At 56.4% G+C, this 25,507-nt stretch carries 14 protein-coding genes; 11 read left to right on the top strand and 3 right to left on the bottom strand.

The window, feature by feature from the left end; translation table 11 throughout:
* The 5 genes from murI to MUN82_RS11610 all read left to right on the top strand — a co-directional run bounded on the left by murI (position 1) and on the right by MUN82_RS11610 (position 11,553).
* Positions 1-831, top strand: coding sequence for a glutamate racemase (gene murI / locus MUN82_RS11630; protein ID WP_245090400.1), 831 nt, complete (start codon positions 1-3; stop codon positions 829-831).
* A gap of 360 nt (positions 832-1,191) precedes the next feature.
* Positions 1,192-4,554 carry a T9SS type A sorting domain-containing protein gene (locus tag MUN82_RS11625; protein ID WP_245090397.1) on the top strand — a complete coding sequence of 1,121 codons (3,363 nt, stop codon included), beginning with the start codon at positions 1,192-1,194 and terminating at the stop codon, positions 4,552-4,554.
* Positions 4,555-4,714: 160 nt separating this feature from the next.
* Positions 4,715-7,735 carry a lamin tail domain-containing protein gene (locus tag MUN82_RS11620; RefSeq protein ID WP_245090394.1) on the top strand — a complete coding sequence of 1,007 codons (3,021 nt, stop codon included), beginning with the start codon at positions 4,715-4,717 and terminating at the stop codon, positions 7,733-7,735.
* 180 nt (positions 7,736-7,915) lie between these two features.
* The gene (locus MUN82_RS11615) at positions 7,916-8,737 is read left to right on the top strand and encodes an SDR family oxidoreductase (RefSeq protein ID WP_245090391.1); all 822 of its coding nucleotides are present in this window, start codon (positions 7,916-7,918) and stop codon (positions 8,735-8,737) included.
* A gap of 149 nt (positions 8,738-8,886) precedes the next feature.
* Positions 8,887-11,553, top strand: coding sequence for an MGH1-like glycoside hydrolase domain-containing protein (locus MUN82_RS11610; protein WP_245090388.1), 2,667 nt, complete (start codon positions 8,887-8,889; stop codon positions 11,551-11,553).
* 182 nt (positions 11,554-11,735) lie between these two features.
* Here MUN82_RS11610 and MUN82_RS11605 read toward each other — a convergent pair whose 3' ends face one another.
* The gene (locus MUN82_RS11605; RefSeq protein ID WP_245090385.1) at positions 11,736-12,407 is read right to left on the bottom strand and encodes a hypothetical protein; all 672 of its coding nucleotides are present in this window, start codon (positions 12,405-12,407) and stop codon (positions 11,736-11,738) included.
* A gap of 329 nt (positions 12,408-12,736) precedes the next feature.
* On the opposite strand from MUN82_RS11605, the gene MUN82_RS11600 reads away from it, so the two are divergent.
* The 6 genes from MUN82_RS11600 to MUN82_RS11575 all read left to right on the top strand — a co-directional run bounded on the left by MUN82_RS11600 (position 12,737) and on the right by MUN82_RS11575 (position 20,332).
* Positions 12,737-13,378, top strand: a complete 642-nt coding sequence (locus MUN82_RS11600; protein WP_245090383.1) for a (2Fe-2S)-binding protein — start codon at positions 12,737-12,739, stop codon at positions 13,376-13,378.
* Between the two features lie 6 nt (positions 13,379-13,384).
* Entirely contained in the window at positions 13,385-14,374 is a 990-nt protein-coding gene (locus MUN82_RS11595) for an FAD binding domain-containing protein (protein ID WP_245090380.1), read from the top strand.
* Positions 14,375-14,438: 64 nt separating this feature from the next.
* Positions 14,439-16,814, top strand: coding sequence for a xanthine dehydrogenase family protein molybdopterin-binding subunit (locus tag MUN82_RS11590; protein ID WP_245090377.1), 2,376 nt, complete (start codon positions 14,439-14,441; stop codon positions 16,812-16,814).
* A gap of 173 nt (positions 16,815-16,987) precedes the next feature.
* A complete protein-coding gene (locus tag MUN82_RS11585; RefSeq protein ID WP_245090375.1) occupies positions 16,988-18,184 on the top strand; it encodes an XdhC family protein in 1,197 nt (398 codons plus the stop codon).
* A 28-nt stretch (positions 18,185-18,212) separates the two neighbouring features.
* Positions 18,213-18,833 (top strand): nucleotidyltransferase family protein, encoded by a 621-nt coding sequence (locus tag MUN82_RS11580; RefSeq protein WP_245090373.1) that lies wholly within the window; start codon positions 18,213-18,215, stop codon positions 18,831-18,833.
* 80 nt (positions 18,834-18,913) lie between these two features.
* Positions 18,914-20,332 carry an MFS transporter gene (locus MUN82_RS11575; protein ID WP_245090371.1) on the top strand — a complete coding sequence of 473 codons (1,419 nt, stop codon included), beginning with the start codon at positions 18,914-18,916 and terminating at the stop codon, positions 20,330-20,332.
* Positions 20,333-20,422: 90 nt separating this feature from the next.
* Here the strand turns inward: MUN82_RS11575 and MUN82_RS11570 are convergent, their stop codons facing one another.
* Together MUN82_RS11570 and MUN82_RS11565 are read right to left on the bottom strand one after the other, a co-directional pair.
* Positions 20,423-22,231, bottom strand: a complete 1,809-nt coding sequence (locus MUN82_RS11570) for a RagB/SusD family nutrient uptake outer membrane protein (RefSeq protein WP_245090369.1) — start codon at positions 22,229-22,231, stop codon at positions 20,423-20,425.
* A gap of 12 nt (positions 22,232-22,243) precedes the next feature.
* Positions 22,244-25,489 carry a SusC/RagA family TonB-linked outer membrane protein gene (locus MUN82_RS11565; protein WP_245090367.1) on the bottom strand — a complete coding sequence of 1,082 codons (3,246 nt, stop codon included), beginning with the start codon at positions 25,487-25,489 and terminating at the stop codon, positions 22,244-22,246.
* Positions 25,490-25,507: the final 18 nt, after the last annotated feature.

Here is a 25,507-nt window from a genome sequence, read left to right as displayed (position 1 = left end):
ATGGCACTCCTTTCTTCTCCGCTCAATTCTTCACGCCCCATCGGCATTTTCGACAGTGGTATTGGCGGCCTCACGGTAGCCCGGGCCGTAAACCAGGCATTGCCGCACGAGCGGCTTATTTACTTTGGCGATACGGCGCATCTGCCCTACGGCGATAAGTCAACCGCGGCCATTCAGGCGTATTCAGTGAAGATCTGCGATGTGCTGTTGCGGCAGCAGTGCAAGGTCATTCTGATTGCCTGTAACTCAGCCTCGGCAGCGGCCTACGAGCTAGTGCGCGAATATGTAGGTAGCAAGGCGCTGGTGCTGAATGTAATAGATCCGATTGTGGCGTACGTAGGGCAGCACTATGCCGGGCGCACCATTGGCCTGATTGGGACCAAGCAAACAGTGGGTTCCAACGTCTACCGAAAAAAGATTGACGATTTGGCTGCTGGAATTGAGCTGCACGCCCTGGCTACCCCCTTGCTGGCGCCGATGGTAGAGGAGGGGTTCTTCGATAATGCTATCAGTGAAAGCGTTATCCAAAACTACCTGTCCGATACCTCGCTGGAATCTATTGAAGCGTTAGTACTTGCCTGCACACACTACCCTCTGATTCGGGAGCAGATAACTCAGTTTTACCAGGATCGTATTGATGTGCTGGATCCTTCTGATGTAGTAGCGCTGGCATTAAAGGAATTATTAATAGAACATCAGCTGCTGGCTCCGACCTCTGCTCGCTCACAACACCACTTCTACGTATCCGACTTTACGCGCAGTTTTGAGGAGAGTACACGCATTTTCTTTGGGCAAGAGGTAAACCTCGAACTGTATCCACTCTGGGAGTAGAAATACTAATTAGGTGAAGCTGTGTGATTGGGAAAGTTATATCCCCTATTTTGCACAGTCAAAACTTATGTCCTTTCCAGTAATTGTACTTAGCTCGGGAAGAGTCATAACGTAAGGCATTATAAATCAATCTTACATAGAGTATCGGCAAGTGCTGCTCACGCCTCATTATGGGGCTTGGCATGAATTATGGCTCCTTAAGTAGGAAGAACGGAAAGGTCTGTTTTGATAGTGTTTATTGAATAAATCATAAATTTTCATTAAATACTTATGATATAGACTGAACCTATTTCGTAGAAGCACAAACCTTATGCTCCTTAAAAAAGCATATTCCAAAAGAACCTCCTTTTTCCACTCGTTATGAAAAAATTGTACAGTTTACCTTGGAGCAAGGTCAGTTTTCATAGGCTACTTGCCTTGTTATTGATATGTATACTGGTGCCGAGTATTGCTAATGCGCAAGCTCGTACAGTATTTAAGGAAACTATGGGCTTGGTACTGGCAGGTGATGATATTCCCACAGCCGAAACTGAAAACTATTTTGATGAGGGCTTACTCACTTATTCTGGCACTGCAATAGGTGGCGATGAAAGCATCATTCCCGTGACTAATCCACTAGCTGGAGCCTCTAATGGTGGGAATATCACTTTCGGAGCATTCGTTGATGGAGCAGTAGTTAGTACTTCGACCGAAAGGACTTTCGTTATAAGTGATATAATTGGTCCTATTAGTGGTGGCCAGCTTACGTTCTCGCTCTATATACCCAGTGGAAGAGCTGGTACTCAATCAGTTAGTACCTTAAGAAACAATTTTGTTGTTGAAACAAGTGTGAATGGAACCTCATTCACTGCTGCTACATACGAGCCCGTTAATGGAAGCACCAATGTCTCTGTTCGTGGTTGGAATGCGTTGAGGATAACGTCGGCTATTCCAGTAGTTAATTCCCTTACTATTCGTTTTCGTAAAGTTAGTGGCGCTACAGTTTTATACAGTATTGATGATATAGAACTAGTTGGCTCACAAACGGGTATCAGCATTTCAACATCTAATATTGATTTCAATAACACTTATGTAAATGAGCGTTCAGCTGCTTCAAGACTTACGGTAAGCGGAGCTGGTCTGACAAGCAATATCGTTCTTACTGCGCCAGATGGGTTCTTGCTACGCAAAGGGACCGAAGATTACTCATTAACCACAACTTTGACGCAATCAAACGGCAATGTAGCAAGCACAGCAATTGACGTCATTTTTGCGCCTACCGTTGCGAAAACCTATAGTGGTACTCTAACAGTATCCAGTTCAGGTTCGGAAACCAGAAATGTATCGCTTAGCGGTACAAGCGAGGTGCGGCCTCCTTCTACACTGGTAGCACCGCCTTCTATTACTTTCGGAGGATCCACAGTAGTAGGGCAGGCCTCTACCCCCAGCAACTTTACTGTTAGTGGTAATAATCTGACTGCTGATGTTATCGTTACTCCACCCAATACAAATTATCAAATTCGTCTTGGGAACACGGGGAGTTTCACCAACAATGCAATTACGCTGACGCCTGTTGACGGCACATTAGCACAAACAACATTACAGGTGCGTTTTCTGCCTACCACAAGCGGTACTATAACAGGCGGCATTCGTGTGGCGTCAACTGGGGCGGGCGATAAAGTTGTGGAATTAACGGCTACCGCTACAGCAGCTCCTACGGGCCCAACTGTTAACGCAGCTCCTACAGATCTGGCTTTCGGTACGGCATCGGGTAGCGGCTCGTCTACTACCCTCACGTTCGACGTGAGTGGAACCAACCTTACCGAGAACCTGATTATCACACCTTCAAATAGTAACATCGTTATTCGTGACCAATTGGCAGGCGGAAGCTTTGTTAATACACCCTTATCGTTTGCGCCCGTAAACGGAACTGTATCTAATCGCACTATTGAGGTGCGACTGGTAGGACCCGTAGCATCTGGAGCTTTCAACGGTACTATTAGCGTGGGTAGTGGTAATGCGTTGCCGAAAACGGTGAACGTAACAGCGTCGCCTGTATTAGAAGGTAACTCTACGATCAACACAGAAGGTACGCTAGCTGTGTTTGAAGCAGTGCCTGGTCAGCCTTCATTAGTGCAGTCCTATATTATTACAGGCACAAACCTGTTGCAGGATGTAACGATACAGGCCCCCAATTTCTTCCAGATCTCGACTACAAATAATTTCTCTGCTCTCACTACCACGGGTAATACGATTGTTGTAGCACGGAACTCTGGTAATGACTTATCGGCTACCCGGATTTATGTGCGGTATTTTCCTACTGCTGCGCAAACGAATACCAATACCATCCTACACACCAGCAACCCGGCATTAGGTGTGTCCCTGTCTGTAACGGGTACAAGCGAGCCGTCGCTGATACTCGAGCAGGCGTATGCGAATCGTGAGTTGGTAATTATTGGTACTAATGGTACGGCACAAGGATTAACGCTGACCGGTAAGCGTGTAAATCAAACGGTTACTATATCGTTCCTGCAGCAGGAAAACCGTTCGAACCCTGATAATACTCCGCAGTTCCAGTTGTCGCTTGATAACACGACCTTCTCGAATACGCTGGTAGTGAATCCGGACCCACAGACGAGCAGCATTTCCCGCACTATTTACGTTCGGTACTCCCCAACATACTTGGGTGGACAGAATGGTGCCAGCGCTACCCTACGGTTCCAGAGCAACGATTTTTCTACCAGTTCGCCTCAGGCTTTTGCTGCAAACTTTGCGGTGGTAGGCTCTTCTATCGATACGCGTCCGACCAGAGATGTAATAGCTACTGTAACGCGCAACGGGACGTCGGCTACTGTCAACTTTAATCTTCCCGGCAATTATGCTGCGCAGGGGTACGGCGAAGGGCGTTTGATTATTGCCAGTGAGCAAGCGGCTTTAAATAAGCTGCCTGAAAATGGTAATCCTTACGTGACCGGCAACCAGGAGTATGGTGAGCGAGAGTTTGCTTCTGGCTATTTTGTTGTGTACTCTGGTGCAAACGCCCAGGCAGTTATCAGAACGCTTGACCCAGCTAAGACCTACTACTTCTACATTTTTGAGTACAATAACATTACTACCCTTAACGGTAACCCAACCAGCGTACAAACTGCTGAAAACTATCTGACGCCGACTGTTCCAGAAGCAGTGCCAGCGTATGTAGCTCCCGGTACGCCGCTGCCTGTAGAACTGAAGTCGTTTGCTGCCAAACTCACGGCCGGTGGTGTGAAGCTGGACTGGGCTACGGCCAGCGAGAAGAATAACAAAGGGTTTGAGGTGCAGCGCAGCCAGGATGGCGAGCAATTTGCCGCGCTACAGTTCGTGAAAGGACACGGCTCTAAAGCCAGCGCAACGGTCTACTCGGCACTTGATGTGCAGCCACTCTCGGGCACTTCCTACTATCGTCTGAAGCAGGTGGATGAGGATGGTACGTTTGCCTACTCGCCAGTAGCCGCCATTACCAACACGGAGGCCGCCCGCGAAGCAACCTTCTACCCTAACCCCGCTCACGATGTGCTGAACATCAGCGCTAACGAGCCGTTGGTAGGGGCTCGCGTGACAGTAGCAGACCTGACAGGCCGAATTGTGCTGACCAGCACACTCGACGCTACGAACCGCGTATCGCTGAGCACATTGCGCACCGGCACGTATCTAGTAACCGTAGAGACGAATACTGGAAAGATAATCCGGAAAATAGTAAAGGAGTAGGGTAACCACTTCTTGCTAAAAGCGCCTCAAGCAGATGCTTGAGGCGCTTTTGTGTTTTAGCGTGTCTAGGTGTGTTCGGCTAACTGTTGGACCATATTTTGTATAACTATGCTTGGCATAGCCTTTATCATGCGTGAGTTGTATTTTATCTTCTGTAGTTATGAAAATTTGGGCGAAGCGGTGGAGCAAACAGTGTTTAGCAATATGGTGTGCCGTAACCGGGCTGTTTGCGCTGATTCCCTGGTGTAGCCAGGCACAACACGCCAGCAGTAGTAGGCCGGCCGTTAGCTCCTCCATCGTAATAAGTCAGGTGTACGGCGGCGGTGGCAATACTGGGGCTACCTATAAGAACGACTTTGTGGAACTGTTCAACCGTGGTAATACTACTGTGGATCTGAACGGCTGGACAGTGCAATACGCAGCTTCCACTGGCGCTTTCTCAGCAAGCCTTGCTCTTACTGGCACCATTGCTCCTGGTCGTTATTATCTGGTTCAGCTTTTCAGCAGCGGAACCATCGGCGCTGACCTACCTACGCCGGATGCAGCGGGGCAAATTAATATGGCCGGAACTGCCGGTAAGGTAGCGCTGGCCAACAGCAGCATAGGCGTGACGGGCTCTACGGGGGCTAATGTAGTGGATTTCGTAGGCTACGGCTCTGCCAATGATTTTGAAGGCAGCCAGCCTACCTTGGCACCGAGTAACACATCGAGCGTGAGCAGAAGCAGCAATGGCTGCACAGATACCGACAATAACCGCACGGACTTCGCGACGGGTACGCCAGTAGCGCGTAATAGCAGCACACCAGCCAATAACTGTGGCGCTACGCTAACCGCATCGCCTTCTACCCTTACCAACTTTGTAGCAACCACCGGAGCCGATTCGGATGAGCAGAGCTACAGCTTGACAGGAAGCAGCCTGAATGCCGCGGTGACTGTGACAGCGCCGGCAGGATACGCGGTGGCCCTGACATCGGGTGGGCCCTATGCTACCTCCATTGCTACCGGAACGCCGGTTGGGGGTAGTCTGACCAGCACGATATACGTAGTGATGCGCAGCACTGCAGCAGGTAACGTCGCGGGCACTATTACCAATACCAGCGGTACTACTTCGGCGGGGGTAGCTGTGTCGGGAACGACGAATGCACCAGTTACAACCACCCAAACCGTGCGGTGGGACGGTGGCGCTGGCACTAGCTACTGGTTTGATGCAGCCAACTGGAGCAACGATGTGGTGCCAGGTGCCGCCACCGATGTAGTGCTGGACCACATGTTTGTAGCAGCCAGCTACAAAGTGCTGTTACAATCTGCCACTACCACTACTGCCACGGTAGAGCCTGCCGTTTCCATTCAGTCGCTGACTGTCAATCCTGGGGGTGGAGAACCAATTGGGTTTGAAGTACCGGCCCTGAACACCAACGGCAGCGCGCTGACGCTGACGCGCAGCGCCGCGAACGAGGTAGCCCTGGCTATCTACAATAAAGGAACCGTGACGAACAGTGCTGGCCCTAACGCCAACAGCCTCGGCGCGGCGCTGACGGTAGCCGGTAGTAATCCGACGGTGTATATCTACAACGGTGGCACGTATCAACACTATACCAACCGTGCGCACGCAACGGTGGTAGAAAATCTAGCACCTGTTGCCGGTACCGAAGCCGGCCGTTGGGAGTTTCGCGCCACCAATACATCTTCCTCCGCGCTTTCCTTAAGCCGGCGTAGCTACCCTACACTGGTGCTACGCGCCAACCCCGCCGCTACCATCACCAACTACACGGGTAGCAGCACAGGTTTGCTCATTCGGGGCGACCTGATTATTGAGCCAACGGTTGTATTTGCGCCCAACGTGACGGGGGAATTAAAAGTAGCCGGCAACCTGAATATGCAGGGGGCGCTGCGCTTCGCGCCCACCACTACAGGTGCTCCGACAACCGGACAATTGGTGCTGAATGGGGTATTGCCTCAAAATATCAGTGGGACTACCCTGGGAGCTGTGGGAACTGATAGCTACCTCAGTGCTGGCGTAACGCTGCAAATCAATAACCCCAGCGGGGTGATATTGGCCACTCCCGTAACTGTGAATGGCACGCTGCAACTCACAGCGGGGCCTCTTATCACTAGCATAATGAATCCGTTGACCCTGGCAGCGGGGGCTGCTATCAGTGGCGGCGGTGCAGAAAGCTTTATCAACGGCCCCATGTCGTATGCTGCCAGTGGTGCGGGTAGCCTGCGGTTTCCGCTGGGTAGGGTAGGGCTGCGCGGTAGTGTGTATCGACCGCTCGTGCTCACTATCAGCAAACTTGCTGTGCCTACCACCTTCACGGCCACGCAGGTAGAGGAAGGTGGCATCGGTAGCCTGAGCGGTGGCCTGACGCGGGTGAGTCGGGTGCGCTATTTCGAGGTAACTCCTACGCCTGTCCCGGCTGCCGGCGACTTTGCGGGTACCATCACGGTAAGCTACGGCGCCGATGATTGGGTGAATGCGCCCGAAGCCGGCTCCCTGGTTATTGCCAAGAACAACAACAACGTTTGGAGCAATATCGGCCGCAGCGCTTACTCGGGTACGGCCAGCAGCGGCACCATCACGTCCAGTGAGTTTACCTCGTTCAGTTGGTTTGCGTTGGCGAGCACCAGCCCCGTGGCCAGCCAGAATCCGTTGCCAGTGGAGCTGACAGCCTTCACAGCGCAGCGCTGTGCCACCGGCGCGCTGCTACGCTGGGCTACGGCCACCGAGCTAAACAACGCACGGTTTGAAATATGGCGCAGTACCAACGGTAGTCCATTTGTGTTACGCGGTAGCCTACCTGGCCATGGTACTACCACCCAGGCCCATGCCTATCACTACCTCGATACTACGCTTGGGGGCGAAGCAGTCACTTATCGGCTGCGGCAGGTGGATACGGATGGATGGGCGGCGGAGTCGCCCGTGCGCTCCATTGCGGCGTTGCCAACAGAAAATGTGGCCAACTACTTCGCAAATCCAGTAACAGACCAGCTCATCCTCTATCTGACCACCGCGGCCCGCTTCCGGGTAATCAGCAGCGCGGGGCAGGTGGTCTATACGGGCCAGGCTACGGCAGGCACAACCACTCACTCGTTGGCCGCGCTACCTGCTGGGCTCTACGTACTTGAGATGCAGCCAGCTGGCCAAGCATTGACTCGGCAGAAGCTGTTGCTGGTGAAGTAGATAGCGCGCCGCAGCTGAGGACGTGCTGGCCTGTTTGTCGCCTGTATAAGGGGGGTGCAGCACGTACAACTTCCCCTTCTAATGCGCTGACCGCTGCAGCGGTATTTGCTAGGTTGCTGTAACCTGTGCGGTCATTTAGGAGTCTACGGACTATTCCGTTCTCTTTTTATGACTTTGCATATGGCTATAGAAATGAAAGCGCAGCCCCGGTTGCGCAATCAGGTGGCACTGGTAACGGGCGGCAGCTCGGGCATCGGGGTAGGGGTATGCCTGGCCTTGGCTGCCGACGGTGCAATGGTGGTAGTAAACTATCATAACGACGAAGAAGGCGCCAATGAAACCGTGGCAGCCATCGAAAAAATAGGTGGTAAGGCCTACGCCGTGCGCGCCGATGTGAGTAAAGAGCCGGACGTGCTGGCGATGTTTGAGGACATCAAAAAGCGCTTCGGCACGCTGCACATTCTGGTCAACAATTCGGGCATTCAGAAAGATGCCGCTTTCCTGGATATGACCCTGGACGAGTGGAATGACGTGCTGAATGTGAACCTGACGGGGCAATTTTTGTGCGCTCGCGAAGCCGCCCGCGAGTTTGTGAAGCGCGGCGTGCAGCCGGAAATTTCAAAAGCTGCCGGCAAGATCATCTGCATGAGCTCCGTGCACGAGGTGATTCCATGGGCCGGGCACGTCAACTACGCCACCTCAAAAGGCGGTATCATGCTTTTGATGAAGAGCATGGCGCAAGAGCTGGCGCCACACAAAATCAGGGTGAATAGCATTGGGCCGGGCGCCATCCAAACTCCCATCAACGAAGAAGCCTGGGGCACGAAAAAGGCGCTCAACAAACTGCTGGAGCTGATTCCATACGGCCGTATCGGGCAGCCCGACGACATAGGCGAGGTAGCCGCCTGGCTGGCCTCCGATGAGTCGGATTACGTGACGGGTACGACGCTCTTTGCCGATGGCGGCATGACGCTCTACCCTGGGTTTGCTGACAATGGCTAACCCTGGTTATGAATCATATGAATGCTCGTGCACCATAGCCGTTGTTTGGCCACGGTGCACGAGCATTGGTTTTAGGCAGGCTGTGCAAGCACATTAATTTGATAGTTGAAGAGGGGAGCGGGCACCCATAAATCGGCAAGCGAAATCGTATGACCACAAAAGAACAAAGCCCCGAACATCACCGGCTAACGCAGATCGACGACCCTGCAACGCCCTGGCGGCGCTTTGGTCCCTACCTTTCGGAGCGGCAGTGGGGCACCGTGCGCGAAGACTACAGCCCCGATGGCAACGCCTGGAACTACGTCACGCACGACATGGCTCGCAGCAAAGCCTATCGGTGGGGTGAAGACGGCATTGGCGGTATCTGCGACGATGACCAATTGCTGTGCCTATCGGTGGCGCTCTGGAACGGGCAAGACCCCATCCTGAAGGAGCGGATGTTTGGGCTGAGCGGCCCCGAGGGCAACCACGGCGAGGACGTGAAGGAGCTGTATTACTACCTTGATAATACCCCCACGCACTCCTACATGCAGATGCTCTACAAGTATCCGCAACGAGCGTTTCCGTATGAGTGGCTGGTGCAGGAAAATGCTCGCCGGGGCCGGCACAAGGCAGAATTTGAGCTGCCGGATACAGCTATTTTCAAGGAAAACCGCTACTTCGACGTGTTCATTGAGTACGCCAAGGTAGGGCCCGAAGATATCCTGCTTCAGCTTACGGTGTGCAACCGCGGCCCCGAAGAAGCCACCGTGCAGGTGCTACCCCAGCTGTGGTTTCGGAACACCTGGGCGTGGGGGCACGACAATTACTGCCCGCAGCTGTACGCAACCGAGGCGGGTGGCAGCATCAGCGTCGACCACCGCGAGCTGGGCGAACGGTACCTGTATTATGAAGGGGAACCCGACCTGCTCTTCTGCGAAAACGAGACCAATACCCAGCGCCTCTACAACGCTCCTTCGGAAGCGCAGTACTACAAAGACGGCATCAACAACTACGTGGTGTACGGGCACGAGCAGGCCGTGAACCCAGCGAAGCGCGGCACCAAAGCCGCCGTGCATTATTCCCTGACCATTCCGGCCGGTGGTGAGCAGGTGCTGCGTCTGCGCCTGGCGCCCGCCAACGTAGACGAGCCCTTTGCGGAATTCGACCAGTTGATGCAGCAGCGCAGCGAGGAGGCCGATGCCTATTACGCGGTGGTGCAGCGCGATATGCACAGCGACGACGCCCGCAACATTCAGCGGCAAGCCTACGCGGGGATGCTCTGGAGCAAGCAGTTTTACTATTACAACGTGCGCCAATGGCTGGATGGCGACCCGGCCCTACCCCCTCCGCCACCCGAGCGCAAGGAGGGCCGCAACCACAACTGGACCACTCTCAACAACTGCGACATCATCTCGATGCCCGACACGTGGGAGTATCCCTGGTACGCCTCTTGGGACCTGGCCTTCCACTGCCTGCCGCTGGCGATATTGGATGCTGAGTTTGCCAAAAAGCAGTTAGTGCTGCTCACCAAAGACTGGTACATGCAGCCCAACGGCCAACTGCCCGCCTACGAGTGGAAATTTGAGGACGTGAACCCACCGGTGCACGCCTGGGCCACGTGGCGCGTGTACAAAATCGACCAGAAAAACCGGCACGGTCACGGCGACACACGCTTTCTGGAAACGGTATTTCACCGGTTGCTGCTCAACTTCACGTGGTGGGTGAACCGCAAGGATGGCGAGAACCGCAACGTGTTTGAGGGTGGTTTCTTGGGGCTGGACAACATTGGCGTGTTTGACCGTAGCGCCGATCTGCCCGAAGGCGTGTTCATCGAGCAGGCCGATGGCACTAGCTGGATGGCCATGTTTGCCCTCGACATGATGCGCATTGCCCTGGAGCTGGCCCGCACTAATCCGGTGTACCAGGATATGGCCAGCAAGTTCTTCGAGCACTTCCTCTACATTGCCGAAGCCATGACCAAGGTAGGCGGTGGGTATTCGCTCTGGGACGAGGATGACGAGTTCTATTACGATGTGTTGAACTCGCCCGACCGGGGTCGCCAGATGCTAAAGGTGCGCTCCATGGTAGGACTGATTCCGCTGTTTGCGGTGGAAGTGCTCAACGACGACATGCTGCAGGAGCTACCCCGCTTCAAGGCGCGCATGGACTGGTTTCTGACCCACCGCCCCGATCTGGCCAAGCTGGTGTCGCACTGGCAGCAACCGGGCGAGGGCGCTACCCGCCTGCTGTCCTTGCTGCGCGGCCACCGCGTGAAACGCCTGTTGGCCCGCATGCTCGACACGGCAGAATTTCTCTCGGAGTACGGCGTGCGCGCCCTCTCGCGCTACCACCTGGAGCATCCCTATGTGTACAAGACCGAGGACAAAAGCTTCACGGTGAGCTACGAACCGGGCGAGTCACAGTCTGACCTATTTGGAGGCAACTCCAATTGGCGCGGGCCAATCTGGTTTCCGGTTAATTTCCTGATTATCGAATCGTTGCAGCGGTTTCACCATTACTACGGCGACGATTTTGTGGTGGAGTACCCTACAGGCTCCGGGCAGTACGTGTCGTTGTTGGCCGTAGCCGACGCCCTAACGGAGCGCCTGAGCAAGCTGTTTTTGCGCGATGCGGAGGGTAGGCGGCCAGCCATGGGCAACAACCAGCAGATGCAAACGGACCCTCACTTCAAAGACTATCTGCTCTTTCACGAATACTTCCACGGCGACAACGGCTGCGGCCTCGGCGCCAGCCACCAAACCGGTTGGACCGGCCTGATTGCCAAACTCCTACAACCCCGCCGCCAAGACAAACACCCAGCGGAGGAGTTGTGAGGTGGTGTACAGGTGAAATAGTGAGTTAGTGAATAAAGGAAAACGTCTGTCATCCTGAGCGCAGCGAAGGACCTTATCACGTGCGAACGACTGACGTACCAACGACTCGTGCACACGTGAGAAGGTCCTTCGCTGCGCTCAGGATGACACACGTTTTCTTTTATTCAGCACTTAAGACCCCGCTACTGCCGCCGCAGGGTAGGCACGTTGTGCCATGCGTTTTGCTGGGGTTGTGTGCCGCCGTAGATCTGCGCTTTATCGGCGTCTTGGCTGCGGCCGATGAGCACGGCGAAACCCTGCTGCTGCGGTGTGGCAGCCTGAAACTCATAGGCGCTGAAGGGTAGGCCGGTTTCGCTGTCTTTCGGAATTTCGATATCCGCGAAAAAGCTCGGGTTCAAATCAGCTAGGCCAGTTTGGCGGCTGAGTAGCTTGCTACCCTGACGCGCTTCCGCCACGTAATGCACCGTGGAGTAGTTGCGGCGCGTGAGCGTGAGGCGGTAAGCGCGGCCTTTTTCGGTGGCAGCGTATACTACTGGCGCATTGGCAGGCAGCTCGGCCACCGGAAAGGCCACCGAGTCGGTAGGGCTGAGCAGCAGCCAGCTGCCGTGCACGTCGAAGCTGGTTTCAGCCTTGTTGGTTTCCTGGAAGCTACGGACGAAGCGCGGCGAAAAATGGGTGGTATCCAACTGCGCCAAGCGGGGTGCCTTGGCTTTGGAAGGGGCTGCAGGTAGGGTAGGGGCCACCGCCTCAGCACTGACTTGGGGGCTATCCTGCTCCAGATTTTTATTGCTGGTGCAAGCGGCGACTAACAGCAAAGCCGAAAAACCAGAGAAGCGCAGAAAAGAAACAGACATACTAAAGCGAAAGGCAAGTAACTGAGTGGTAGTTGGGTAGGGCGCTAACCCTAGTAGATGACGCGCCGCCGACCCGCAAAGATATCAGTTGCCGACTGCTAATAACAGGGTGGCTATCCAATTGCTTGCAACCAAGTTTTGAGGAGAGCCGTAGACGAGAGGCTGCTTGTTTTTGGAATATAAAATATTGTGAATCTGTTTCTTAAGAAAGATTCTAAGTAAAGATATTTCCAGAAATCCTCTCTCAGCAACACTTGTAGCCTACCGTTGTGCTACTTGCCGAGGGTAGCAGCCGCCACCCCTTTTCTTATTAAAAACATTTCTTTCTGATGTATAACGATTCTCCGGCCGACCAGAGCGGCACCACCCCCGGAGCTACGCCCAACGGCGGTTCCCGGCGAACTTTCATGAAGCAGGCCGGGGGTATTCTGGGCTTGGTAATGGCGCCGCCCTTTATCAGCCAGGCCGAACGCCTCACAGCACTTTCCAAAAAAGTAGCGGGCGTGTCACCGGTACAGCTGAAAGTGAACGGCACCGTTCGGACCCTGCAACTGGAGCCCCGCGTGAGCCTCCTCGATGCCTTGCGCGAGTACATGGGCCTCACGGGTAGCAAGAAGGGCTGCGACCATGGCCAGTGCGGCGCCTGCACCGTGCACGTAGACGGCCGCCGCATTGTGAGCTGCCTCAGTTTGGCCGTGATGAACCAGGGCAAGGAAATCACCACCATCGAGGGCCTAGCCCAGGGCGACAAGCTGCACCCCATGCAAGAAGCCTTCCTGAAGCACGACGGATTCCAGTGCGGATACTGCACGCCCGGCCAGATTATGTCGGGGGTGGCATGCGTGAAAGAAGGCCACGCCGGCTCCGAGGCCGAAGTACGGGAGTGGATGAGCGGCAACCTGTGCCGTTGCAGCGCCTACCCCAACATCACAGCGGCCATTCTGGAAGCTGAAAAAAGCATGAAGGCGTAATCAATCATGAATAACTTTTCCTACCTCCAGGCCACCAAGGCCAAAGAAGCCACCGGGGCCAAGCGCGACGATAAATCGGCGGCGTTTATTGCCGGGGGTACTACCCTCATCGACCTGATGAAGCTGAACGTGGAAAACCACAATCAGCTGATTGACGTGAATATGCTGCCCTTCAAGGGCATTGAGCAAAGCAACGACGGCTTACGCATTGGCGCCCTGGAGCGCATGAGCGACGTAGGCGAGCACAAGCTGGTGGTGGACCAGTACCCAGCTATTTCGCAATCGTTGCTGCTGGCGGCGTCGGCGCAACTGCGCAACATGGCCAGCATTGGCGGCAACATCTTGCAGCGTACTCGTTGCCCCTATTTCCGCGATACGGCTTTCCCCTGCAACAAGCGCGAGCCCGGCACCGGCTGCCCCGCCAAAGAGGGCGACAACCGTAACCTGGCTATCCTAGGCACTTCCGACGCCTGCATTGCCACCAGCTACCCCGGCGACTTGTCGGTAGCCCTCATTGCCCTGGATGCGGTGCTGACGCTGGAAAACGCCAAAGGCAAACAGCGCCGCGTGCCCCTCACCGAGTTCTACCGCCTACCCGGCAAAACGCCCCACATTGAAACCGTGCTGGAACCCGACGAGCTGATTGTAGCCGTGACGGTGCCCAAGGCTGAGCACGCCCGCAAGTCGCTGTATATGAAGGTGCGCGACCGAGCCAGCTACGCCTACGCGCTAACATCGGCCGCTGTGGGGCTTGATGTGCAGGGCGGTACCATCCGCTCAGCGCGGGTAGCACTAGGAGGGGTAGGGGCCCAGCCGTGGCGCTCGAAGGAGGCCGAACAACTGCTGGTAGGCAAGCCCGCCAACGAAGCCACCTTCCGGGCGGCGGCAGCGGCGGCTGTGCGCGGTGCTCAGCCCTACAAGCACAATGCCTTCAAAGTAGACATGGTGCAGAACACGCTGGTGCGCGCCCTCACTGAAGTGGCCGCCAAGGGGTAAACGCTTGATGACAGCCAACACAACAGCAACGATAAACGGGCGCGTGTAACGCGCCCTTACCGATATGGAAACCAATTTCTTCGAACCCACCCTACCCCCCACAAACGTCGTAGGCAAGCCCATGGACCGCGTAGACGGTCGGGCGAAGGTGATGGGCACGGCCCGCTACTCGGCCGAGTACCCGGTGAATGGCTTGGTGCATGGCGTGCTGAAAACCAGCGACATTGCAAAAGGCAAAATAACCAGCATTGATACCACGGCGGCGGCCAAAGAACCGGGTGTTATCAGCATTTTCACGTACCAAAATATCCCAAAGCCGGCTAAAGTGCCTAGTGCTTTGAAGGAGGAAAAAAAGTGGCAGGCGGCGCAGTCGTATTTGCCCATGCAGGATGCCGAGATTCACTATGCGGGTGAGCCCGTGGCGGTGGTAGTGGCCGATACGCTGGAACGCGCCACCCAGGCGGCAGCCCTCATCAAGGTGTCGTATCAGGTGGAGAAGCCCATTGATTCTTACCAGGATCCGAAGGCTGATCTATTTGATCCGCAGAAGATTCAGAACGGCAAGACCGATGGGCGCAAGGTGCGCGGCAACCCCGAGCAAGCTTACGCCAGTGCGCCAGTGAAGCACGAGGCAACCTACGTGCACGCCATCAACCACCACAACCCCATGGAGCCCGCAGCCACCACCGCCGTGTGGGAGGGTAGCGACCGGCTGACCGTCTACGAATCGACCCAGAACATTACCATGAGCCAGGGCTCTTTGGCGAATCTGCTGGGTATTCCGCGCGACCAGGTGCGCGTGGTGACGCACCACCTAGGCGGCGGCTTTGGGTGCAAAGGTTCGTTCTGGCCCCACACGATTCTGACGGTATTGGCGGCCCGCGCCGTGAACCGGCCGCTACGGCTGGTGCTCACCCGCCCCCAGATGTACACCTCGGTGGGCCACCGCGAAGACCAGGAGCAGACCTTAAAAATAGGCGCTACCCAGGAAGGCAAGCTGTTGTCGTTGATCCATGAGAAAAAGTCGACGACTTCGCCCTGGGATAACTATGCCGAGTCGAACAGCAAGGTGGTGAACATGCTATATGCATGCCCCAACTTCTCGGCCCGCTACGAGCTGGCTCGCGCCAACGTGATGACGGCCGTGTGGATGCGCGCCCCCGGCGAGGCGCCCGGCTCGTTTGCGCTCGAAAGCTCCATGGACGATCTAGCCCACCAGCTCAACATCGACCCGCTGCAATTTCGCCTCCTCAACTACGCTGATAAAGACTACAGCGACAAAGGCAAGCCCTGGTCGAGCAAATCGTTGAAGGAATGCTATACGCGTGGGGCTGAGCTGTTTGGCTGGAACAAGCGCAACTCCAAGCCCGGCCAGACCCGCCGGGGCAACAAGTTGGTGGGCATGGGAATGGCTACGGCTACCTACCCCGTACACAGCGCCCAGGGCACGGCCCGCGTGCGCCTTTTTGCCGACGGCCACGCCGTGGTGCAGAGCGGCGCTACCGACCTGGGTACCGGCACCTGGACTGTGATGACGCAGGTAGGGGCCGATGCCTTGGGCCTGCCACCCGAAAAAGTGCGCTTCGAGCTAGGCGACACGCGCTTACCCACTGCCCCCGGCTCGGGCGGCTCGCAAGCGGCCGGCACAGTGTCATCGTCCATTATGGCGGCGGCCGAGGATCTGTGGAAGAAGGTGATTGACATGGCTGTAGGCGATAAAAAATCACCACTCTACAAAGCCAAGCCCACCGATGTGAAGGTAGAGCTGGGCCGCATGTTCTTGAAAAAGAACCCCAAGAAAGGCGAAACGCTGGTGGCTGCCCTCTCTCGTAGTGGCATGACCGACATGGAAGGCATGGCCATGGGCAAGTACGGCGCAGGCTATGAGGAAAAGCACTTTGCAGGGGCAGGAGGCGCAGCAGCAAGCCCCGAAGAACCCGGCGGTAAAAATGAGAAAGGCGAGGAAGAAAAGCCCTCGGGCCACTCCATGCACTCCTTCGGCGCCCACTTCTGCGAGGTGGAAGTCGATCCGGACCTGGGCACCATCCGCGTCACGCGTTGGGTAGGGGTGCACGGGGTAGGGCAGGTGCTCAACCTCAAAACCGCCACCAGCCAGCTCTACGGTGGAGCCATTTTTGGTATTGGCTCGGCGCTGATGGAAGAAACCTTCCGGGACCCCAACTACGCCCGCTACACCAACCACAACCTGGCCGAGTACCACATTCCCGTCAATGCCGACATCCCCGACATGCAAATCGAGTTTGTGCCGGAAAAGGACCCCTACATTAACGCGTTGGGCGTGAAGGGTATCGGAGAAATTGGGATTGTGGGCGTGGCTGCTGCTGTCGCCAACGCCGTATACAACGCCACCGGCAAGCGCATGCGCAGCCTGCCCATCACACCAGACAAAATGCTGGAAGCCCTGCGCACTACGGCGTAGGACGGATATATAGAAAGTTGTCATCCTGAGCATTCCGCGCATCAAGCGGCGACGAAGGACCTTCTCACAGTAGAACGATTATCGTAACAACGACTCGTTCTACTGTGAGAAGGTCCTTCGTCGCCACTTGATGCGCGGAATGCTCAGGATGACAACCAAAAGTGAATTAATCCATGACCGAACTGCAACGCTTGCTCATTGCTTACGACGCGCACCGCGCGGCCGAACGGCCGTGCGCGTTAGCTACGGTGGTTGATCTGGCCGGCTCGGCCTACCGCCGGCCGGGTGCCCGCATGTTGGTAACTGCTGATGGACAATTGACCGGCGCCATCAGCGGCGGCTGCCTGGAAGGCGACGCCCGCCGCCGCGCCCGGCAGTGCATTCAGCGCCAGCAGCCCACCGTCGTCACCTACGACTCTACGGACCCCGACGACGACCTGCAATTTGGCTCGGCGCTGGGCTGCCAGGGCATTGTGCAGATTTTGCTGGAGCCGCTTGCTTTCGACAATGCCCGCAACCCATTGGAGCTGTTGCGCAGTTGGTGGGAAGGGGTAGAAGAGCCGGCCGTTGTAGCGACGGTCTTTCACCTAGATGGCCCTTCCACGGCGCCGGCCAGGGTAGGGGAACGGCTGCTCCTCACAGCCAGCGGCGCAGTGGAAGGCAGCTTGCCTACCCACTCGGCGCTATATGAGCATATCCTGGCAGATGCTCGGCAGGCTTTAGCCGATAACCAGCCAGCTACCCGCAGCTACCCTTCGCAGGTAGGGCAGGTGCGTGTGAGCCTTGAACTGCTGCGGCCACCTGTGCGCCTCACCATCTTCGGGGCTGGCAACGACGTAAAACCCGTGGTCCGTATGGCTGCTACCTTGGGCTGGCGCGTGCGCGTGGTAGATGGCCGCCCCGGTCTGGCGCAGGCCACCCGCTTCCCCGAGGCCGAAACGGTGCGCGTGGTGCCCGTAGACCAGGTGCCTACCCTCCCGCAAGACGGTAGCTTTGCCCTGCTCATGACCCACAACTACTATTATGACCTAGCCGCCCTGCGCCATTTGCTGGATGCGCCCACGCCGTACATTGGTCTGCTGGGACCTCGTAAGAAATATCTGCGCCTACTCGAAGAGCTAGAAAAAGACGTACCCGATGCCGCTCAGCGTCTGCAACAGCGCCTGCACAGCCCCATTGGCTTGAACCTAGGTAGCGAGACACCCGAGGAAATTGCCTTGTCCATTGTGGCCGAAATCCAAGCGGTACTGTCGGGGCGGCCGGCCGGTTTCCTGCGCGACTCACCGCACCCCATTCACCCCCGCATTGCTTCCGATGGGGAGCTGGCCGCCAGCGCGGCTGTATCGGCAGTGTGCGAGCTGGGAGGGTAGGGGCGTGGACAACACACCGCAAGAAACTTTGAAGGAGGCCTCTCCGATACCGGTAGTGGGTGTGCTGCTGCTGTCGGCAGGCTCGTCGTCGCGCTTGGGTAGGCCCAAACAGCTGCTGCCGTACGAAGGCCAAAGCCTGTTGCGCCGGGCTGCCACTACGGCCGTAGCGGCCGTGCTGGGGCCAGTGGTCGTCGTGACGGGTGCCTTGCACGCGGAGCTACTGCCCGAGCTAACAGATCTGCCTGTGCAGGTGGTGCACTGCCCTACCTGGCAAACCGGCATGGGCGCTTCGCTGAAAGCAGGCTTGAGTGTTTTGGAACACCATCAGCCAGCTTTAACCAGCATCCTCGTGCTGCTCTGCGACCAGCCCCATGTTACGCCTACCCTGTTGCGGCAGCTCGTGGTAACGCAGCTGGCCACCCAACAGCCCATTGTGGCTGCCGAGTACGGTTCCGTGCGCGGAGTACCAGTATTATTCGCGGAGAGCGTGCTGCCATTGCTACGCGCCCTACCCGACGCGGCCGGGGCACAACAGTTGCTGCGCCAACACCCAGAGTGGGTAGCCACTGTACCGTTTCCGGCGGGTGCAGTTGATGTGGATACGGAGGCGCAATATGCAGCTTTGCTGCGCGGCGAGGAGATATTGTAAGTTTGAACCCGACGGCAACAACCGGGTAGCCGGAATCCCGTTATTTGTTCTGCTTATTTCCTCTCTAATCCTATGACTGTATGAGTGCTACCGCTACTCCCGCCCCCGACGCGGGCTTTCAGAGCGTACCCAAAGACGACAAGCGCATCACCCGCGGCTGGACGTTCTACGACTGGGCCAACTCGGTATACCCGTTAGTAATTACCTCGTCCATTTTTCCCATCTATTGGGGTAGTATCACGGAAGAGCTAAGTCCTGAAACAGATGTAGTTAACTTCCTAGGGTTTGAGGTGCCAGGCTCATCATTGCTGACGTATGCTATTTCGGCGGCGTTCCTGCTGATAGCGTTGGTTAGCCCGTTCTTAACGTCATTGGCCGACTTTTCGGGGCGTAAGAAGCTCTTCATGCAAGTGTTTTGCTACCTGGGAGCCGCCTCGTGCGCCGCGCTGTTTCTCTTCACCCCGGATACGCTCACGCTTAGCACATTCATCTTTATCGCGGCTACCATCGGCTTTTCGGGTTCTATTGTCTTCTACAATAGCTATTTGCCTATCATCTCTTCAGAAGAACAGTACGATTCTCTATCGGCGCGGGGCTTCTCGATGGGGTACATCGGTTCTGTGCTGCTGCTGGTTATTTGCTTGTTGCTGGTCACCTTCAACGAAGCGCTGGGTATTGAAAAGGCCTTCGCTACGCGGCTAAGCTTTTTGCTAACGGGCATCTGGTGGGCCGGCTTCGCTCAGATTACATTTTTCTCACTCCCCGCCGACCCCGGCCGCCCGGCCGCCTCCGCCTCCGACTCGGGCTGGCTGCTCAATGGCTTCCGGGAGCTGAGCAAAGTGTGGGACCAACTCAAGCAGCTGCCCAACCTGAAGATTTTCCTGCTGGCCTACTTCACCTATAATATGGGGGTGCAGACGGTGATGTACGTAGCCACCATTTTCGGCGACAAGGAGCTGCATCTCGAAAGCACAGCGCTAATTATCACCATTCTGCTGCTGCAAGTGGTGGGCATCTTGGGTGCCTACCTGTTTGCCAAGCTATCGGAGCGCATCGGGAACACGCGCGCCCTGAGCTGGTCGGTGGTCATCTGGGCGCTGATCTGCGTGGCGGGCTATTTCGTGCAGGCCGGGTGGTCGTTTTACGCGTTGGCCTCCGTAATTGGCCTTACCATGGGGGCAGTACAGAGCCTGTCGCGCTCTACCTACTCCAAAATTATTCCCGAAAACACCCCCAATACTGCCGCCTTTTTCAGCTTTTTCGATGTAACCGAGAAGCTGAGCATTGTGATTGGTACAGCCGTATTCGGCGTTATTGCCCAGATTACCGGTTCCATGCGCAATAGCATTCTGGCGCTCATCGTGTTCTTTATTTTGGGGCTGATTTTCCTGCTCCAGTTGCGCGGCAAGAAGCTCCGCCAAGAACCTTTTACCACGAATACGATTCCTGGCCCGCCGCCCGCTACCCCCAACGTGGCCATGCCCGCCAAGAAGCTATAAATACCACAAAACATATCAACCAGAAACGAAGAAGGCCGAACCGCAACTTGCGGTTCGGCCTTCTTCGTTGTGCCTCGTGTGTAGCAGGGACTATCGCAACGGGTCGAAAGCGCCACCCCACACACCGTTGTTCTGAATCAGGTTGGGGTTGTTATCGATGGCAGATTGTGGTATGGCGAAGAAGTAATACTCCGGCTTCCATTGTATGCCTGTACGAAGGGTCTGATAGCGCGTGTCGCGGATGTTGGTCGTAATCGTGAAGTAGTTTCGGTACAGTGAATCGAGGGGCAAATTATCCCGGATGGTAGCAAAGTTAGCGGGAGCTGTTGTTTTAAGCGTGATAGTCAGGCCTTTGCGTAATTTATCCATACCATTCAATTTCTGTTCGATCAGCTTCCAGCGGCGCAAATCCCAGAAACGCTTGCCCTCGAAGGCCAACTCAATCTGCCGCTCGTACAGAATGGCGTCGAACATCTGGGCGCGGCTCATACCGGCGGTCAGGCCGTACATGGTACCCGTGCCGGGTAGGATGCCCGCCCGCTTCCGGATGGCTTTCAGCTGAGTGTAGGCTTCGTTCAGGTTGTTAGCGCCGCAGGCGCTTTCGGCCAGGTTTAGCAGTACCTCAGCGTAGCGAAGCTCAATCCAGTCTGTGCCGGCAAACTGCACATCGCCGGGGGCCAACGTGGGGTTGATGGCCTTGCGCAGGTAGAAGCTGGTATTGGTAGGCTTAGACGGCTCCACGCTGGTGGTACCGCGCAGGTAGGTCCAAAGGCGGAAGTTGTTGTTGCCGTTCAGCGGCCACGTGCAACCATTGTAGGCAATCGTCTTATCGAAGCGTGGGTCGCGGTTCTTGTAGAACAGTTGCATGGAGTAGGGGTAGGCCGTCGACTCGCCGGGTTTCTTGCCGTCGAGCATGGGGTAGGCCTGCACAATATCCCAGGTAGGTAGGTTGGAAGTGCCACTAGTGCCCGTGTAGGCGGGGCGGGTGCTGTTGTCGTAGCCGTTGTTCTTTCTGTTCTGGGCGCCCTGGCTGTTGTTGTAGCCCGTCACCAGCACGGCCTCGGGGTTGTTCACCTCCTGAAACCAGAGTTGGTCGTAAGAGGCGTGCAGGCCAAAGCCGTTGGCATCCAGGATAGCCTTGGCCTCCTTGCTGGCGTCGAAGGCCCGCTGCCACTTGGCCACGTCGTCGGAGGGGTTGAACTGCGGGCTGGCGGCTGTGAGCAGCACCCGCGCCTTGAAGGCCGCGGCGGCGCCCTTGGTGATGCGACCCCACGATGCGCTAGGCCACTTGCCGGGCAGGTAGGCAATAGCCGAGTCCAAGTCCGTTATAATCTGGTTGTAGGTCTCGGTGGTGGTATTGCGGGGCAGTTTAGCCGCTTCCCGGGCTTCCTCGCCTACACCGTCCAGGGGTGTGAGCACCAGCGGCACCCCGCCGTAGACACGCACCAGATCGAAGTAGCGCCACGCCCGGAAAAACATGGCTTCCCCCTTCATCAGGTTGCGGGGCTGCGACGGAATGGGTGACTGGTTAATAGCGCGGATAAACGTGTTGATGGTACGCAGCTTGCCGTAGTTATTCGTGGCATTCAGCGACGTCCCAAAATCCGTTACATCGTTTTGGGTGATGGTGCCCTCGAAGTACTTGCTTTCGCTGGCCACTTCTTCCGACAAGCCACTAGGGTTGGTATTACCCAAGCCCTGGCCCGTCAAACCAAACCAGTTTGTTAAATTCTGGTCGTAGATATAGCTCAGGTTGAGGAACGCCAACGACTCATTCTGGAACACCAGAGCCTCGCTGGCAGCCGTCAGGTCCTCTTTATCCAGTGTTTCCTGGCAGCCGGCCAGCGTGAGCAGCGAGGCCGATAGTGCGAGCAGGGTAGGGTAGCGAGTGATTTTCATGATTTCGGAAGATTAGAGGCCAACGTTCAGACCCAGCGAGAAAGAGCGCATGGTGGGGTAGGAATCGTAGGCACCTCCGTATACTTTGTAGTCGTAGGGGTTATAAAAATTGAGGGGGTTAACAGCCACCAAGAATACCTTCACGCTGCTCATCTTCACCTGGTTTACAAGCGCCGTAGGGAAGGTGTAGGAGATGGTAGCGTTGCGCATGCCAGCCGTGAGGGCGCTTCTGAACCAGAACTCCGAGGTGCGGTCGTAGGTGTTGCTGGTGTAGGGAGCAGGATACTTGGCATCTCTGTTGTCTTCCGTCCAGTGGTCGGCCCAGAAAGCGGGGCGATTAGAGTTAGCCGTAGCTACTTTGCGAGCCGAGCCCTCTACCGTCGACATACCCCCAAACGACATGCCCATGGTGGCCTGGAAGCTGAACCCCTTGAACTTGATGCTGGGGTTTACACCCAGGCTGTAGTGGTTGCTGGCCTTGTGGGTGAGGTAAGTCATGTCGTCCTCCGTGATTTTGCCGTCGGGGGCCGTGTATTGACCGTTGGCGTCCTTAGGGCCACGGATATCCTCGTAGTAGAGCATGCCGGGACGTGGAACATCGCCAAACAGCCGGTAAGTGTTCCTGTCCAGTTGAGGATTACTGGCAAAGAAGCGCTCAATATCATCATCTGAGCGGAACATGCCTAGGTATTTGTAGCCCTCTACACCTGGGTCGCTAGAGCGGCCCGTTAGGTCGCGGTAGGTGTTGCGGCGGCCTTGCTCTACGTCAATCTTCACCTGCTTATCATCGCTCCAGGCAAAGAAGGTATTCAGGCGGTACGACAGGTCCGGGGTGATATTATCGCCCCAGCCCAACGACACCTCGTAGCCGAAGCCGTTGATAGTAGAATAGTTTTCCGACGGAATGGGTGCCCCAATCAGCAACGGTGCCGAGGCTGTAATACCCGTTAGCATGTTGTAACGGTGGTCGAAGAAACCATCCAGCGTAAACGACAACCGGTCGTTGAGGAAGCGGGCGTCGATACCGGCGTTGTACTTGGTGTTGTTGTCCCAGCGGGCCCGACGGTTGGCCATGGCGTTGTTAGGCGAGGCCGTCAGCGTACGGTCGTTGTTGCCATTAAACACTGCCCCTTTACCAATCTGGAACTGGTAGTTCTCCTGCCAGTTGTAGGCGCGGGTGGCATCACCGCCCAGTAAGCCCACCGAACCCCGGATTTTCAGGAAACTCACCACCGGCGTGCGGGGGAAGAATCGTTCCTCCGAAATCACCCAGCCCGCCGATAGCGAGGGGAACAAGCCCCAGCGGTACTCAGGCGCAAAGTTGGTAGAGCCGTCGTAGCGGGCGGCCAGTTCTACAAAGTACTTGTCGGCGTAGCTGTAGTTGATACGACCGGCGTAGGACAGAATGCCTACCTCGGTATTCGTTTCTTCCGTCACCTGCTCGCCCGTGGCAAAGCGCATGTTGTCGTAGCCGCCGGGCACGGTGCCGGTTCGGTAGTTCTTGGTTTCCTCGAAGCGGGTTTCGGCCTGTTCGAAGAACGCCAGCGCCGAAATGCGGTGCTGCCCAAACTGCTGGTCGTAGTTTAAGTAGCCATTGAACTGGTACCGGTCGCTGTAGCTGGGCACCACGCGCACAATATCACCGTTGCGGATGGAGCGGACCTGCACCACGTTGCCCCCTGGAATGTGCCGATGTTCGCCCAGACCGGCAAACTCGGTCACGTTGTAAAACGTACCGTACTGCTTACCAAAGTTGTTGTCCAGAATGCGGGCGTACAGCACGCGGGCCTTCAGGCCCTTCACAAAAGGTAGCTCGTAGTCGATATTGGCCGTCAGGTTCAGGCCGGTGTTGCGCTGCGAGGTGTAGTTGTTGGAGTTCTGGATTTCGAAGAAGTGCGTAGCTTCAATGCTATTCGTGTTGCCAAAGCCAGGGGCCTGGTAGGCCGGTACGCCATCAATATAGAAGGCCGAAAACCGCGGCGTCCAGAGCAAGGAGCGCATATCGTTCTCTACGCTTTCCTGGCCCTGCTTGAAGTAGTACATGCGTTGCTTGTACAGGTCGCCGCTAAGCGAGAGGCCGGCTTTCAGACCGCGGGCCACAGTCACGTCCGTGCTAGCCCGAAACGTCCACTTATCGGAGTTGATATTATCGAAGTTACCGTTCTGGCGGTTGTACGTCACGGAGGCGAAGTACGTGGCCCGTTCGCCTCCGCCGCTCACGTTCAGCGCATTGCGGGTTACTACTGAGGGCTTCCAGGCCTGTTTCAGCCAGTTGGTGTCGTGGGTAGCAAAATACTCCAGCTCATCGGGAGTGTAGTAGGCCGGGTCCGTGTCCGGCCGCCCCCGGTAAAGGTTGTAGTTGTTGAGGTAAGTGGCGTGCTCCAGGCCGCTCATCATGGAGGGCAGCCGCACGGCGTCGGAAACACCCACCGAGCCGCTGTAAGAAAACTTAGGCGCACCGACCTGGCCACGCCGGGTAGTTACCACCACTACGCCCTGGTTGGAGCGGGCGCCGTAGATGGCGGCGGCCGCGTCCTTCAGCACCGAAATAGCCTCTACTTCCGATTGGTCGAGCAGGTTGAAGTCCTCTTCCGTGCGTACCACGTTGTCAATCACATAGAGCGGGCTGGTAGTGCCGCCATCTTTGGATTTCACTACGGGATTGCGCACCGTGATACTGCCTTTATCGCCGGGGCGGCCGGTGCCGCCACTCACACCCACGCCGGGTTGCTGGCCTACCAGCGCCGTGGAAAGGTCGCCTACCGGCAGCTCATCGATCTTGTTCATGTCGATGGTGGCCACCGCGCCCGTCAGACTCACCCGCGACTGCGTGCCGTAGCCTACCACCACTACCTCATTCAGCGCCGCCGACTCCTCTACCATCTTCACATCCAGCGTGGTGCGGCCACTCACGATAATCTCCTGCTTCTTGAAGCCAATGGAGCTGAACACCAGTACCTCGTTGCCGGTAGGCAGGTTGATGCGGAACACCCCCTGGGCGTCGGTGGTTGTGCCAGTGGTTGTGCCTTTCAGTACCACACTCACCCCCGGAATAACCTCGCCCTTGGCATCACGCACCGTACCTGTTATGTTCAGAAAAAACGGAGCGTTGACGTTGGCCCGATGGGGGAAGTAGGAGGGAGTACCGGCCGCGCAGACAGGGCCCGCGCCCAGCAGCAATCCTACCAGCAGCGTATACGCTGCGTTTGGCCGGGTGCGGACGCGTGAGGGTACAGGAACAAGTAGAGAAGGGGTCATAGCAGTTGGATTGTGGTA

The sequence above is a fragment of the Hymenobacter aerilatus genome, from assembly GCF_022921095.1.
GTDB classification, from domain to species: domain Bacteria; phylum Bacteroidota; class Bacteroidia; order Cytophagales; family Hymenobacteraceae; genus Hymenobacter; species Hymenobacter aerilatus.
This window is presented reverse-complemented; position numbering and strand designations above follow the sequence as displayed.